Annotated in this window: 14 protein-coding genes; 3 read left to right on the top strand and 11 right to left on the bottom strand. The window is 71.6% G+C overall.

Features of this window, described 5'->3' with window-relative positions:
* Window positions 1-840: a molybdenum cofactor biosynthesis F family protein gene (locus B7W94_RS12215; RefSeq protein WP_085606755.1), complete on the bottom strand. Its 840-nt coding sequence runs from the start codon at window positions 838-840 to the stop codon at window positions 1-3.
* Window positions 841-879: 39 nt separating this feature from the next.
* Window positions 880-2,334 (bottom strand): APC family permease, encoded by a 1,455-nt coding sequence (locus B7W94_RS12210; protein WP_085606753.1) that lies wholly within the window; start codon window positions 2,332-2,334, stop codon window positions 880-882.
* A 243-nt stretch (window positions 2,335-2,577) separates the two neighbouring features.
* Between B7W94_RS12210 and B7W94_RS12205 the strand changes: the two genes are divergently transcribed.
* Window positions 2,578-3,327, top strand: coding sequence for an SDR family NAD(P)-dependent oxidoreductase (locus B7W94_RS12205; RefSeq protein ID WP_085606902.1), 750 nt, complete (start codon window positions 2,578-2,580; stop codon window positions 3,325-3,327).
* A gap of 53 nt (window positions 3,328-3,380) precedes the next feature.
* A complete protein-coding gene (locus tag B7W94_RS12200) occupies window positions 3,381-4,196 on the top strand; it encodes an SDR family NAD(P)-dependent oxidoreductase (protein WP_071327385.1) in 816 nt (271 codons plus the stop codon).
* Between the two features lie 16 nt (window positions 4,197-4,212).
* Here the strand turns inward: B7W94_RS12200 and B7W94_RS12195 are convergent, their stop codons facing one another.
* The gene (locus tag B7W94_RS12195; RefSeq protein ID WP_085606751.1) at window positions 4,213-4,770 is read right to left on the bottom strand and encodes a TetR/AcrR family transcriptional regulator; all 558 of its coding nucleotides are present in this window, start codon (window positions 4,768-4,770) and stop codon (window positions 4,213-4,215) included.
* Between the two features lie 118 nt (window positions 4,771-4,888).
* Here B7W94_RS12195 and B7W94_RS12190 point away from each other — a divergent pair, with 118 nt between their 5' ends.
* Window positions 4,889-5,923, top strand: a complete 1,035-nt coding sequence (locus tag B7W94_RS12190; RefSeq protein ID WP_085606749.1) for an aldo/keto reductase — start codon at window positions 4,889-4,891, stop codon at window positions 5,921-5,923.
* Between the two features lie 27 nt (window positions 5,924-5,950).
* Here B7W94_RS12190 and B7W94_RS12185 read toward each other — a convergent pair whose 3' ends face one another.
* The 8 genes from B7W94_RS12185 to B7W94_RS12150 form a co-directional block, all read right to left on the bottom strand.
* Entirely contained in the window at window positions 5,951-6,601 is a 651-nt protein-coding gene (locus B7W94_RS12185; protein ID WP_085606747.1) for an HAD-IA family hydrolase, read from the bottom strand.
* A gap of 111 nt (window positions 6,602-6,712) precedes the next feature.
* Complete coding sequence (locus tag B7W94_RS12180; protein WP_025103863.1) at window positions 6,713-7,405, bottom strand: ABC transporter ATP-binding protein; 693 nt, start codon at window positions 7,403-7,405, stop codon at window positions 6,713-6,715.
* A complete protein-coding gene (locus B7W94_RS12175) occupies window positions 7,402-9,174 on the bottom strand; it encodes a branched-chain amino acid ABC transporter ATP-binding protein/permease (protein ID WP_085606745.1) in 1,773 nt (590 codons plus the stop codon). The genes B7W94_RS12180 and B7W94_RS12175 overlap by 4 nt, the downstream gene beginning before the upstream one ends.
* A complete protein-coding gene (locus tag B7W94_RS12170; RefSeq protein WP_025103865.1) occupies window positions 9,161-10,021 on the bottom strand; it encodes an ABC transporter permease subunit in 861 nt (286 codons plus the stop codon). The genes B7W94_RS12175 and B7W94_RS12170 overlap by 14 nt, the downstream gene beginning before the upstream one ends.
* A 116-nt stretch (window positions 10,022-10,137) precedes the next feature.
* A complete protein-coding gene (locus B7W94_RS12165; RefSeq protein WP_085606743.1) occupies window positions 10,138-11,304 on the bottom strand; it encodes an ABC transporter substrate-binding protein in 1,167 nt (388 codons plus the stop codon).
* Between the two features lie 33 nt (window positions 11,305-11,337).
* Window positions 11,338-11,760 carry a nuclear transport factor 2 family protein gene (locus tag B7W94_RS12160; protein ID WP_085606741.1) on the bottom strand — a complete coding sequence of 141 codons (423 nt, stop codon included), beginning with the start codon at window positions 11,758-11,760 and terminating at the stop codon, window positions 11,338-11,340.
* Between the two features lie 159 nt (window positions 11,761-11,919).
* Window positions 11,920-12,708 carry a MoaF C-terminal domain-containing protein gene (locus B7W94_RS12155; protein ID WP_062766334.1) on the bottom strand — a complete coding sequence of 263 codons (789 nt, stop codon included), beginning with the start codon at window positions 12,706-12,708 and terminating at the stop codon, window positions 11,920-11,922.
* Window positions 12,709-13,566: 858 nt separating this feature from the next.
* The gene (locus B7W94_RS12150; protein WP_025103869.1) at window positions 13,567-14,523 is read right to left on the bottom strand and encodes a helix-turn-helix domain-containing protein; all 957 of its coding nucleotides are present in this window, start codon (window positions 14,521-14,523) and stop codon (window positions 13,567-13,569) included.
* Between the last annotated feature and the right edge of the window lie 2 nt (window positions 14,524-14,525).

Raw genomic sequence — 14,525 nt, 5'->3', positions numbered from 1 at the left:
TCAGGCGTCTCCGAAGGTCGCGGGCTCGAGCGCGGGCGTGTGGTGGGTGGTCGACAGCAGGCGGCCGTGCGCGCCGAACGTGAAGTGCGTCGGCACCTCACCGGTCTCGTCCAGACCGAACAGCACGCCGTGGGAGCGGATCGCGTTCACGTCGCGGTGGTCGGCGATCGTGACCGAGGCGCACGGGATCACCTTCTCGCGCCACGCGAAGACGTAGATCCCGGGGCGCACCTCCCACACGCTGTTCTCGTCGGTGTCGGCGAGCCCGCGCTCCGGACCGGCCAGGCACTGCCACGAGTACCAGCGCGGGGAGAGGTACACGTGCTCGTAGGCGTGCTCCTCGCTGTAGACCCACTCCACACGGCGGCCGATGAGCGTGGTCGTGGGCGCGGCCTCGGCTCCGGTGACCTCGGCGCCCTCGATGGTGCCGGGGGCGAAGTGGTGCTGCACGCGGGTGCGGCCCTGCTCGGGCGAAGGGAGGATCTCGGAGATCACCGCGAGGGAGCGTCCGTGCCGCAGGTCGAGCACGAGCGAGACGGCCTCGTTCGGGAGGTAGCGGTGGTGGAACTGCACGAAGTAGAGCTCGTCGTCGACCTCGAACGCCTCGTAGTCGTCGGTGTCGGACGCGGCCTCCGTGGGGTCCTCGGCGCCGGGCTGGTACTCCCAGGCGACCGTCGAGTCGTCGAAGCGGTGGACGATGCGGGTGCCGCGGGCGTCGACGACGGCGATCTCGCGGCCGCTCAGGGCGGTGGTGTGCGGGGCCTTGTTGGCGTCGAAGCCGGGGGCGAGCCCTTCGAGCGGCAGCCAGGTGGAGGTGTCGGCGGGGTTGAGGGTCGTCATGGGGATTCCTTCCTTCGGAGAACGGGGTCGGCGCGGGCGTCAGCGGTCTCTGAACCGCTCCAGGTCGGTCGCGAGACCGTCATAGACGGCGGGCTTGGCACGGCGGAGGTAGGCGGCGTAGACGATGCCGCCGATCAGCGCGAGCACGAGCAGCAGCGGCATCATGCGGATCGCGAGCTCCTCGGAGCCGGCCACGATGTTGAAGTTCACGATCGCCAGGATCGAGATGGCCGCGATGCCGAGGAAGCCGATGCCCGGAGCGATGAACGTGCTCCACCACCGCGGGTCGCTCCGGCGCCGGAAGTACACGACGATCGAGACCGCCGCGAGCCCCTGCAGGATCAGCACGCTGAGGGTGCCGAAGCCGAGCATCGCGGGCACGAGCGTGACGATGGGATCGGCACCGGCGAGGGCGAACAGGATCGCCACGATCGCCGCGAAGCCGGCCTGCACGATGCCCGCGAGCTGCGGGGCGCCGTTCGGGCGGGTGCGTGCGAGGGCCTGCGGGAGGATCTTCGCGCGGCCCAGCGAGTACAGGTAGCGGGTTGCGGAGTTGTGGAAGGCGAGCATCGCCGCGAACAGGCTCACCAGGAGCAGCACCATCATCACGGTCGTGAGCGGTCCGCCCAGGTACTGCTGCGAGAGCGAGAAGATGAGGTCGCCCGTGGGCAGGTGCTCCAGCGCCGTGGCCTGCGCCTGCGCGACGCCGGTCGCGCTCACCACGGCCCAGGTCGTGACGCCGAGGATCACGCCGATCGCGATGATCGAGGTGTAGGTCGCCCGCGGGATCGTGCGCAGCGGCTGCTTGGCCTCCTCGCTGAAGAGCGCGGTGGCCTCGAACCCGAGGAAGCCGGTCGCCGCGAGCAGCAGGCCGATGGGCAGCGAGCCGGAGAACACGGCCTCCGGGCTGAACGCGGCGACGTCGTAGCCGGTCTGCACGAGCACCGAGATGTCGAACACGACGAGCATGAGCACCTCGAGCACGAGGCACACCCCGAGCACCTTCGAGCTGAAGTCGACGCCGATCCGGGCGAGCACGAAGCAGACGACGATCGACAGCAGGCCCCAGACGAGCCAGTGCACGTCGAGCCCGGTGAGGTCGCGGATGATCGTCTGCATGAAGAAGCCGCTGGTGCCGATCGTGCCGACCACGAAGAAGTTGTAGCCGAGCGTCGCGATGAGGCCCGCGACGAGTCCGCCGGTGCGGCCGAGGCCCTTCACGACGAAGGCGTAGAAGCCTCCGGCGTTCACGAGCTGCTTCGACATCTGGGCGTAGCCGATCGCGAACAGCAGCAGGATGGCCGCGACGAGGAAGAACGACATCGGGGTGCCGCCGCCGTTGCCCAGCGCGATGGCGAGGGAGGCGACGACGACGATCCCGGTCAACGGCGCGACGGCTGCGAGGACGAGGAAGACGATGCCCGCGACACCGAGGGCGCCGGGGCGGAGGGAGGTGTGGTGCGGCGTCGTGGGTGCGGAGGTCTGCTCTGCCACGTCGGCTCCTTTGCTCGGGTGACGGCCGTGTGGACACGGCATCGACGACGAGGGGAATCGTCGATAGAGCGAGTCTGCTCGCCGCCCCGTTCCGACGCTTGACCGTGAGCGAAGGACGATGGTGCCACCGCGCACACCCCGGCGTCGAGCGTGCGGGCCCTCCGCACCGCGGAGCAGGATGACCGGGACGACACCGCTGTCTCGTCGGCGCCGCGCGGCGCCGGGCCGCGGTCGGAGGATGCGATGGACCTGCAGCTCGACGGCACGACGGCCCTCGTCACGGGGGCTGCCTCCGGCATCGGTCGTGCCGTCGCCCGGGCGCTCGCGGCCGAGGGGGTGCGGGTCGCGCTGCTCGACCGGGATGCTGCCGCGCTCCGGGACGCGGCCGGGGAGGCCGGCATCGATCCGGTGCTGCTCGCCGCCGACGTCACGGACGAACAGCAGGTGGCCGCCGCCGTCGGCGCGGGTGTCCGGGCGCTGGGCGGTCTCGACGCGGTGGTCTGCTGCGCCGGGATCTCCGGCCCGGTCGGGACGCCGATCGAGGAGACTCCCCTGGAGGCGTGGAACCGCGTCCTCGCCGTCAATGTCACCGGCGCGTTCCTCGTGCTCAAGCACGCGATCGCGGCGCTCCGGGAGTCCGCCGCCGGATCCGTCGTGCTGCTCGCGAGCGACTCGGCTGTCGTGGCCTCCCCGGGCATGGCCCCCTACGCCGCGTCGAAGGCGGCGCTCGTCCAGTTCGGAAGGGCGCTCTCGGTCGACCTCGCCGGCACCGGGGTGCGGGTGAACGCGGTGTCACCGTCCATCGTCGACACCCCGATGAGCCGGGGCGACCTCGGCGCCGCGGCGTTCGACGAGCCCGCCTTCCCCGTGCAGAGCGCCGACGAGGTCGCCGCGCACGTCGCCTACCTCCTCTCCCCGCGGAGCCGGGCGGTCAACGGCACCACCCTCCTCAGCGACTTCGGGTACACCGCCCGGTCGGGATTCCCCGCCTGACGCACCCGCGTCCGGCCCCACCGCGCACGCGCGCAGAACACACAGGAGCACACATGGCAACCGTGGTCGGATCGAGCGTCTCCGGACGCGTCGTCGTCATCACCGGAGGCGGCACGGGCATCGGCGCGGCGGTCGCGGAGCGGTTCGCGGCCGAAGGGGCGCACGTCGTCGTGGTGGGCCGCCGCCCCGAGCCGCTGCACGAGGTCGAGCGGGCCGTCGGGGCCTTCCCCGTCGTCGCGGACGCGGCGGATACCGCGTCGGCGCAGGCCGCGATCGCCGAGATCCTCGCGCGGTTCGGCCGCATCGATGTCCTCGTCGCGAACGCCGGGGGACACGGGTTCTCCCCGGTCGCCGAGACCGACGACGCGAGCTGGGACGCTGCGATCCGCGCCAACCTCACCACCGCGTTCGTGATGGCGCGGGAGGCGCTGCCGGCGCTGATCGAGGCCAAGGGCCAGATCGTGGTCGTCTCCTCGCTGGCCGGTCTCTTCGCGGGGCCGTCGGTGGCCGGATACACGGTCGGCAAGCACGCCCTCATCGGCCTCACCCGGACGCTCGCCCGCGACTACGGGCGCCACGGCGTGCGCGTCAACGCGATCTGCCCCGGGTGGGTGCAGACGCCGATGGCCGACGAGGAGATGGACGAGTTCGCCGCGCACGCCGGTCTCGGCTCCCGCGAGGAGGGGTACGCGACGGTCACCGCCGACGTGCCGCTGCGCCGCCCGGCGCGGCCCGCCGAGATCGCCTCCGTCGTGCGGTTCCTCGGGTCGGGGGAGTCGTCGTACATCACCGGCGCCGTGATCGTGGCGGACGGCGGGTCGCACGTGGTCGACGTGCCGACCATCGCCTTCGACCACGCCGGGATGTAGCGCCGGGTCAGGCGGGTCAGGGGCGGGCGGCGGGCGTCGCGCGGTAGCGGAGGCCGTCCACGAGCAGTCCGACCAGGGTCAGACTCTGCTCCTCCGACCCTGCGGACTGGCAGAGGTTCGCCGCGGCGTAGAGCAGCTGCGTGGCGTCGACGTCGGCGCGGATGGTCCCGGCCGCTTCGGCGGCGCGCAGCAGGCCGTCGAGGGCGCCCCCGAGATGAGCCGTGAAGTACGCCGGCAGTGCCTCGAAGGCGGGGTCGCCGGAGTGCAGGGCGGCGGCGAGCCCCCGCTTGGTCGCGATGAACTGCGTGAACCGCTGCAGCCAGAGGGCGAGCGCCTCGTCGGGCGCGTGCGCGGCGGCGAGCTCGGCGGCCGCCTGCTCCGTGGCATCCACGGCGGTGCGGAAGACGGCCACCACCAGATCCGAGCGCTGCGGAAATCGTCGGTACAACGTGCCCACCCCGACGCCGGCGCGGTCCGCGATCGCTCTCGCGGGTGCATCGACCCCGTCGGTGGCGAAGACCTCGCGCGCGGCGTCGATGAGGGCGTCGGTGTTGCGGCGGGCGTCGGCGCGCATGGATCCTCCGAGGGTTGCATAAACGGAACAGCGTTCCGTATGCTTCCGGAAGAGCGTTCCGCTTCGGTCAACGATAGGACACCGGACGACGGGATGCCAGCCACGAAAGGAACCGCTCATGCACTACCGCACCCTCGGCCGCACCGGCATCCGGGTCAGCCCGTTCGCGCTCGGCGCGATGATGCTCGGCACCGACGGCCGTATCGGCAACGGCGACGAAAAGGACTCGATCCGGATCGTCCACCGAGCCCTCGACGCCGGCATCAACATCATCGACACCGCCGATCGGTACTCGCAGGGCGGGTCCGAGGAGCTCCTCGGCAAAGCGCTCGTCGGGCGCCGTGACGACGTCGTGCTCGCCACGAAGTTCAACGGGCCGATGGGAGACGACCCCAACCGCCGGGGCAACTCCCGCCGCTGGATCATGCGCGCCGTCGAGGACTCGCTCCGTCGGCTCCGCACCGACCACATCGATCTCTACCAGGCGCACCGTCCCGACGACGGCGTCGACCTCGAGGAGACGCTCTCCGCCCTGACCGACCTCGTCCGCAGCGGCAAGGTCCGCGCGATCGGCAGCTCCGACTTCCCGGCCTCGATGCAGGTCGAGGCGCAGTGGACGTCCGAGCGCCGCGGGCTCGAGCGCTTCCGGACGGAGCAGCCGACGTACTCGATCCTCAACCGCGGCATCGAACGCGAGGTCCTCCCGGTCGCGCAGCGGTACGGCCTGGGAACGCTGGTCTGGAGCCCGCTCGCCGGCGGCATGCTGACCGGGCGGTTCCGGAAGGGACAGCAGACCGATCTCGCGCGGGCGACCATGTTCCGACACAACCAGGACGAGCGTCGGATCGACGCGGTGGAGCAGATCGTCGCCCTGTCCGAGGAGAGCGGCATCCGGATGACGCACCTCGCGATGGCCTTCGCGATCGCGCATCCCGGCGTGACCAGCGCGCTGATAGGGCCGCGGTCGATGGAGCAGCTCGACGACCTGCTGGAGGGCGTCGACGTGGCGCTGAGCGACGAGCTGCTCGACCGCATCGACGAGATCGTCCCGCCGGGCTCCGATGTCGGTCGTCTCGACCAGCAGTACAACCCGCCGGCGGTGCTCGAGCCGGTGCTCCGCCGGCGTCCGGCCGCCGACCGCTCCGCCGCCTAGTCGGCGGGGTGGTTCCGGCCCCGCGCGTCAGTCGATGCGGAGCTCGAAGCCCTCGTCGGTCGGGACCACGGCGACGTGCGTGAGGTCGTCGACGTGCGCGGTCGGGGCGTGGGCTCCCGCGTGCGGACCGATGCCGATCACGCGCATGCCCGCCGCGTGGGCGGCCTGGATGCCGGCGCCGGAGTCCTCGAACACGACGCAGTCCGCAGGGTCGATGCCGAGGGTGCGGGCGGCGAGGAGGAAGCCCTCCGGATCGGGCTTCGAGGCCGAGACGTTCTCCGCGGTGACCGCGAGTTCGGGGACCGTGAGCCCGGCCTGGCCCATCCGCGCGGTCATGAGGGCGACGTTGGCGGAGGTGACCACCGCGTGCGGGAACGGCTGCAGCGCGGCGAGCAGCTCTTCGGCGCCCGGGATGCCGATCACACCGTCCACGTCGGAGGCCTCGGTGGCGAGCATGACCTCGTTCTCGCGGAGGTTGATCGCGTGGTCGCGCTCGGGGAGCAGGATCGCCATGCTCTGGTGCCCCTGGCGCCCGTGGACGGTGCGGAGCACGGTCTCCGGGTCGATCCCGTGCGGCTCCGCCCAGGCGAGCCAGAGGCGCTCCACGACGGCGGTCGAGTCGACGAGGGTCCCGTCCATGTCGAGGAGGGCGGCGCGGGCGTGGAGGATCTCGGTCACTCCCTCAGGCTAACCCCCACGCCGTCGACCCACCCCCTTTCGCACGCCCCGGCCCCCTGCGCACGCGCGCAAGGGGCCGGGAGGAACGCAACGGGGTGGATCGACGGGGAGTCAGCCCCCGAGGTAGGCGCGGTGGAGGAGGGCGGGGTCGTCTTGGAGGGCCTGCGGCGCGCCCTGGAACGACACACGGCCGCCGGCGACGACCACCGCCTCCTGCGCGAGACCGAGCGCGAGCTGCGTGAACTGCTCCACCAGCAGCACCGCCACCCCGGACTCCGCGATCGACGACACGATCGGCATCAGGCGCAGGAACACCACCGGCGCGAGGCCCAGGGACATCTCGTCGATGAGCAGCACCCGGGGCTTCGCCGCGAACGCCCGTGCCAGCACCACCATCTGCTGCTCCCCACCCGACAGCAGTGCCGTGGGGGAGTCGATGCGCTTCTCCAGCTCCGGGAACTGCGCGAGCACGGCCTCGATCTCCCCGGCGGTGCGCGCCGTGAGGGAGAGGTTCTCGCGCACGGTGAGCGACGGGAACACGGCCCGCCCCTGCTCGATGTGCACGATGCCGCGCCGGGCCCGCGCCACGCGGGAGAGCCGGTCGATCGGCTCCCCGTCCAGCAGGATCGACCCCGCCGAGTGCGGCGTCACGCCGGACACGGCCTCGATCAGGCTCGTCTTGCCCGCCCCGTTGGGGCCGACCAGGGCCAGGACCTCGCCCCCGGCGACCCGCAGTGAGACGTCCGAGATGACCGGCCCGGCACCGCGGCTCACCGTGACGCCGTCGAGCACCAGTGCGCTCATTTCAGCAGCTCCGTCTCTCCCATGTACGCCTTGACGACGTCGGGGTTCGCGAGGACCTCCGCCTGCGGGCCGCTCGCCAGGACGCGGCCGAAGTCGAGGACCGTGAGGGTCGGGCACACCGAGCGGACGAGGTCCAGGTCGTGCTCGATGATGATGAGGGCCACGCCGTAGCGCCCCGGGAGTTCGCGCAGGCGAGCAGCGAGCGCCAGATGCTCCTCGTGCGAGAGGCCGGCGGCGGGCTCGTCGAGGATGAGCAGGCGCGGGCGGGCGGCGACGTTCGCCGCGACCTCCACGAGCCGCCGGGTGCCGACGTCGACGCTCGAGAGGCGCGCCCGGGCCGGCGGGCACCCGAAGAACGCGAGGACCTCGTCGATGTCCGCCGCGGCGAGCCGCCGTCTGGCCACGAAGCGCACGTAGCCACCCACGGTCAGCGCCGGAGGCACGCGGTCCTGCTGGAAGGTCCGTCGCAGTCCGAGTCGCGCACGCCGGGTGGGGGAGAGCCCGGCGAGGTCGCGGTCGCCGAGGAGCACGCGGCCCTCGTGCTGGGGGAGGAAGCCGCTGATGGCGTCGACGAAGGTCGACTTCCCGGCACCGTTCGGACCGATGAGCCCCATGATCGAGGCGGCGGGCACCGTGAACGAGACGTCGTCGAGGGCCTTGAGCGCCCCGAACTGCACGGTCAGGCCGTCGACCGTGAGCACCGGGGCGCCGTCGAGGACCGCCTCGTCGACGGTGGCCGTCGTGGTCGTGGTGATCGCCGTCGCCTCGGTCCCCGCGTCGGGCGGGAGCGCCGTGAGCTCTGCGGTGGCCGTGCGCCGGTCGGCCCGTCGGTACAGGAGGTTGCGGATGCCCTGGCCGAGGTTCGTGCCGCTCGTGAGCGCCTGCACCCCCAGCACGCCGAACACGACGAAGCCCCAGTCCTGCGGCACGCCCCAGCGCTTGAGCAGCTCCGGCACGAGCACCCAGAGCAGTCCGCCGAAGATGGCCATGTCGATGAGGTGCGCGCCGGACATGATCGCCAGCACGTACAGGGCGAGGGACTGCAGCGGTGTGAAGCTCGAGGCGAAGGGGAGCTGCACCTGACCGGCGAGCAGCCCGCCGGAGATGCCGCCGAGGGCCGCCGACACCGCGAACGCCGTGAGCTTCGCGGTGCGCACGCTCTGCCCGGCCGCGGCCGTGCCCCGCTCGGAGAACGCGACGGCCTTCCAGCTCGCGCCCCACCGGCCGCGCTGCAGGAAGAACACCGCCAGGCCGCAGACGGCGAGCACGACGATGGAGAGGAAGAAGAACTCCCGGTCGCTCCCGAACAGCGCCGGGCGCTCGATCGCGATGCCGTCCGCGGAGCCGGGGAACTGGATCTGCACGAGCGTGACGTCGGCCGCCGCGGCGAAGCCGAGCGTCACCACCGCGAGGTTCACCCCGCGCAGCCGCAGGGCGGGGAGCCCGACGAGGATGCCGACGAGACCGGCCGCGACACCGCCGAGCACGAGCCAGACGAGGAAGCCGCCCGGCGCCTGCATCACGTTCAGCAGCGAGACGATCCACGCCCCGACCGCGGCGAACGTGAGCTGGCAGAGGGCGATCATGCCGGCCGAGCCGGTGACGATGCCGAGGCCGAGGATCGCGATCGCGGCCGTGACGGCGCTGATCGCGAGGAAGACGAAGTAGCCGGGAAGGGCGGCGCTGAGGAGCGCGCCGACGCCGATGCCGACGACGGCGACGGCGAACGGCCAGGTGATCCGGAACCAGGGGCGGTCAGCGAGCGGCATCCCACACCTCCTTGCGTTGCGTCCACAGCAGCAGGACGACGATGAACAGGAACGGCAGGAAGTTGCGCACGAGCGCCACTTCGTCGATCTGCGCGACGAGTCCGCCGAGGACGCCGAGGAGCAGCCCGCCGACGACGGCGAGGTCGAGCCGGCGGAAGCCGCCGAGGAGCGCGGCCGCCGCAGCCGGGACGATGAGCATGGACAGGCTCGTGGCGTCGTTCGACTGCGAGGGCGCGACGATGATGATCGCGATGGCGCTGATGATCCCAGTGACGAACCAGACGGCGATCGACAGCGGCCGGGAGCGGATGCCGAGCAGCTCCGCCGTGGTCGGCCGCTCCGAGAGCGCGCGCAGCTGGGTGCCGACCCGGGTGCGGCGCAGCACGATGCGGACGGCGACGGCGGTGACGACCGCCATCGCCACCGTCGCGACGGTGACCTGGCTGATCACCACGCCGCCGAAGGAGAACGCGGGGCCGGCGATGATCGGGGTGAAGGGCTGCGGCTTGTTGCCGAACAGGATGAACGACAGGGAGATGAGCAGCAGGAGCGGTCCGACCGTCATGGCCGAGCGGGTCGTCGTCGAGGCCTCCGACAGCCAGGTCGCGGCGATGAACCCGATCGCTGCGGCGAGCACGCCCGCGACGAGGACGCCGAGGATCGAGCCCAGCCAGATGGGCAGCCCGATCTCGCGGACGAACCACACGGCGGTGAAGGCCCCGAACATGCCGGTCGCGGCCTGGGCGAAGTTCACCACGCGCACGAGGCGCGACATGAGGGTGAGGCAGACGCCGAGGACGGCGTAGAGGCCGCCGGCGGCGAGACCGGCGATGGCGCCTTGGAGCATGAGGCGTCCTTTCTGGTGAGGGGCCCTTCGACAGGCTCAGGGACCCAGATGTGGGTCGCTGAGCCTGTCGAAGCGCGGGACCCCGGGTGGGTCGCTGAGCCTGTCGAAGCGCGGGACTATTCGCCGATCCGGAGCCAGTCGTCGGCGACCTTCTCCCAGGCGTTCGTGCCCGACTTCAGGATGATCGGCCAGCCCGCGGTGTTCTGCGTGCCGAAGGCGTAGGGCGTGCCCACCATCGGGTTCTCGATCGGGTCCATGCCCTTCAGCGCCTCGGAGACGCTCTCCCGGGTGATGTCACCGTCGATGCTCTTCAGCACCTCGATGAAGTACGTCGCCGCGAGGTAGCCGCCCTGGCTGAACGAGGTGAGTGGGATGTCGTTCTCCTCCATCAGCGCCCGCCAGTCCGCGTTGATGTCGCTGTCGTCCGTGAACGGGTAGAACTCGGCGGGGACGTAGATGCCGGCACCCGCGTCGTCGATCGCGTCGGCGAAGTTCTCGCTGTAGACGCTCGTGAGGTAGAGCCAGGTCACGTCGTCCCAGCCCTGCGCGTTCGCGGCCTTGACCTGTCCGATCGCGTCGGGCTCGACCGGGTTGATCGCGAGGGCCTTGCAGCCCTGATCGCGCGCCTTGACGATGTAGGGCGTGTAGTCGGAGGCGCCGTACGGCACGGTGTCGTCGACGTACTTCGGCTCCTTGCCCGTGATCTCGGTCCAGGTGTCGATCGCCGCCTGGTAGGTCGGACGGGTGGAGCCGGCGATCTCCAGCAGGATGCAGATGTCGTCGAGTCCGAGCACCTCGGAGCCGTACTGCAGCGTGAGGGTCATGTCGTTGAACGGGCCGACGTTGGCCGGCGAGATGTTCTCGCTGTCGAAGCAGCCCGTGTCGACGCCGATGCCGGGCACCGAGAGGATGCCCTCCTGCTCGTAGTACTTCGCGTTGATCTCGCACTCGATGAGGCTCGCGGAGCCCACGAGTGCGACGGCTTCGTCGCTGCCCACGATCTCCCGCGCCGAGGCGGTGGCCGTGGCGGGGTCGCCCTTGTCGTCGAGCATCTTGTACTCGATCTTTCGGCCGTCCAGGCCGCCTTCCTTGTTGAACGCGTCGAAGACGGCGGCGGCCGCCTGCGAGGCCTCCGGGAACGTCGCCGGACCGCTGATCGTGTTCACGGAGCCGACGACGATGGGGGCGCCCTCGCCCCCGGCTCCGTCGCCACCGGCGCAGCCGGCGAGAGCGAGGGCGGCCACGGCGATGACCGCCGCGGTGCCGGATGCTCGTCTGTTCATGTGCTTCCTGCCTCTCCTGTTCGGGTCGTGCTGTCAGCTCGAAGGCTGGGTGTCGGTGCTCGTCGACGGTGCGCGCAGGGCGCGGTTCACGAGCTCCGTGTCGGTGAACTGCTCGAAGGCGACGATCTCGCCGCCCGCCACGCGCCAGACGTGGGCCACCCGGGCGGCGAAGAACCGCCCGGTGCGCTTGTAGGTGCCGGAGTATGTGCCGATGCCGACCACGACATCGCCGCCGTCGACGACCTCGTCGATCGCGACGGTGTAGTCGTCCCACTCCTCCTGGATGCGGCCGAAGACGTTCTCGGCGACCGCGTCCGGGCCGATGTAGGTCCCGGCGTAGGGGAACCCGGCGGCCTCCGTCCACTCGATGTCGGCCGCGAAGGGCGCGAGCATGCCGTCCAGGTCGCCCCGGTCGTTCGCGGCGTAGTGGTCGCGGATGAGGTCTGCGTTGCTCATGTGCTCTCTTCCGTTCCGGGGCCCTGTGCCCGTCGAGGGTGGGTCCCTGCGCCTGTCGAAGGGTGGGTCCCTGCGCCTGTCGAAGGGTGGGTCCCTGAGCCCGTCGAAGGTTGGGTCCCTGAGCCTGTCGAAGGGTCGAAGGGTCGAAGGGTCGAAGGGTCAGACGGGCTGCGCGTCGGGGTAGGCGACGGCGCCCAGGGGGTAGATGTGCCCGCCGGCGCGGGAGTGCTCGGACTCGCCGTCGCCGTTGAGTCCGAGGAAGATCCCCGTCGTCATGAGCTGGTAGCCGAGGTCGTGGAGCCAGACGCTCGCCACCGCGATCCGGAACTCGCGGAAGCAGAACAGGTAGAGACCGTCCGCGAACTTCCACACCGTGGAGAGGTCCATGTCGCCGTGACCGCGCTGGACGCCCTCGAGGCACTGCCACGCGTAGCGCTGGCTGGAGACGTAGACGTGCTCGTACAGGTGGTGGGGGCTGTAGCGGTAGACGTTCCGCTTGCCGATGAGGTCGCGGCTCGGACCGGGGACCTCTCCGGTCGCGGGGCCGGCGTCGGTGGTCGCGGCCCAGAAGTCCTGCCCGACCTGCGGCGTGCCCTCGACGGCCTCCGCCGCGATGCGGGAGCGGATGACGGTGGCGCGGTGGGTCGTGGTGGAGAAGACGACGGTGAGGGCTTCGCGCTCGCGGGTCTCGAAGGGGATGTTCACGAAGACGACGTCGTCGCGCACGCGGACCGCGTCGTACGGGTCGCGTCCCGAGGAGCCCAGTCCCTCCCAGGTCACGGAGTCCTCGTCGAAGCGGAGCGCGAGCGTGGTGTCGTCATCGAGGGTGAGCGAGAGCGCGGTTCCGGCGAGCGTCGTGCTCGGCAGGCGGAAGGTGTCGATGCCCGCGGCGAACTCGTCGTACGTGCGCCATTCGTCCAGAGCGGGGTCGGTGGAGATGTCGGTCATGAGGGTCCTGACGTCGCACACGGCGGGGCCTCGTCGCCCCGGGCACCGCGTCGTCGCGATGCGCTTGCCTCATGCTCCGGCCGGCCCGGGGGAGCCCTCAAGCGCGCGGAGTCCATCCCGCACCGACAGTCAACCGGCGTGCCCTCCCGGGCAAGTCCCGCCCCCGCGGATGCCCCGCCCCCCGAATCCGCCCCTGGCCCCCGTGCGGGGTCAAAAGCGCCCCTGCCGCGCCCAACGGCGGCCCGTTCCTGATCCCGCACCGGTGTGTCCCACCGGCCGCCGCCCCGGTGCGGGACGGAAACCGCCCCTGCCGGACGCGTTTGGGGTGCGTTCCTGATCCCGCACGGGCGTCCCGCCTGCGGCCACCCCGGTGCGGGACGGGAAACGCCCCTCCCGGACGCGGATGGGGCGCGTTTCTGATCCCGCACGCGGGAGTCAGTCGTGTCCTCTGGCGCGCGGGAGCCGTGCCCTCCCGCGTACGGCGTGCCTCTCGTCGGTGCGGGATCGAAAACGCCCCTGCCGGACGCGGGTGGAGTGCGTTCCTGATCCCGCACCGGCGTCGCGCGTGCGGCCGCCCCGGTGCGGGACGGGAAACGCCCCTACCGGACGCGTATGAGGCCCGTTCCTGATCCCGCACCCGAACGCGGTGCCCTCCGGGGCACGGGAGTCGTGTTCTTCCGTGCAGGGCGTGCCGCGCGTCGGTTCGGGGTCGAAACTGCACCTGCCAAGGGCGTGTGGGGTGCGTTCTTGTCCCGCGCGCGCGACGGGGGACGGTGCGGGATCAGGAACCTGCGCGGGGTGGGCGCTGGCGGGGCGGTTTTGATCCCGCGCGCGACGGGGAGGACAGGAACGACGGGGTCAGTGGGTGGCGCGGTACTCGCTGGGGGAGACGCCGAAGGCGGTCTTGAACGCACGGCTGAAGTGCGCGGCGTCGACGAAGCCCCAGCGGGCGGCGATCGCGGCGACGGGGCGGTCGGCGAGCATCGGGTCGAGGAGGTCGCGGCGGCACTGCTCCAGGCGGCGGGTGCGGATCCACGTCGACACGGTCACCCCCTGCTCCTGGAACAGACCGTGCAGGTGGCGGGTGGAGATGAAGTGCGCCGCGGCGATGGAGGCCGGACCGAGGTCGGTGGAGGCGAGGTTGCGGTCGATGTGCGCACGGATCCGCTGCATGAGGGCGCGGTGCGGGTCGGCGGAAGCCTGGTCGAGACCGAGCTCCCGCGTGAACACGGTGGTCACGAGGTCGAGGGCGCTGTGCGCGAGCCGAGCCCCCGTCGTGCCGGCGAGCTCGTCGAGGTTGCCGGCGAGCTGCGTCAGGTACGGCACGACCATGCCGCCCAGCCCCTCCTGCCCGGAGATGCGGACGGCCGTGAGCTGCCCGATCATGTCCGCGGGCAGGCTGATGAGGTGCTTCGGGAACATGACCACCATGGTGCGGAAGTCCTGATCGAAGACGAGGGAGTACGGGCGATCGGTGTCGTAGACGGCGAGGTCGCCCGGCTGCAGCACGGCCTCGCGGTCGTCCTGGATGAGCAGCCCGGTCCCGGCGAGCATCAGGCTCACCTTGAAGTACGAGCGGTCGCCGCGGGCGATGAGCTCGGTGGTGCGCTCGACGACGTGCGAGGTCGCGCGGATGTCGTTGACGTGGACTTCGTCGACGGCGGCGCCGCGGATCACGCCGCGGAACTGGTCGGCGCCCGCGGAGGACACCTGCAGGGGGACGAACGACTCGGAGACGGCGGCGCGGAACTCGCTGATGTTGCGCGCGACGAGGGTCGACACCGATTCGGCGGGGGTGGTGAGGGCACCGTTCATGA

Source organism: Microbacterium sp. LEMMJ01 (assembly GCF_002114135.1).
In the GTDB taxonomy this organism is placed as follows: Bacteria; Actinomycetota; Actinomycetes; order Actinomycetales; family Microbacteriaceae; genus Microbacterium.
This window is presented reverse-complemented; position numbering and strand designations above follow the sequence as displayed.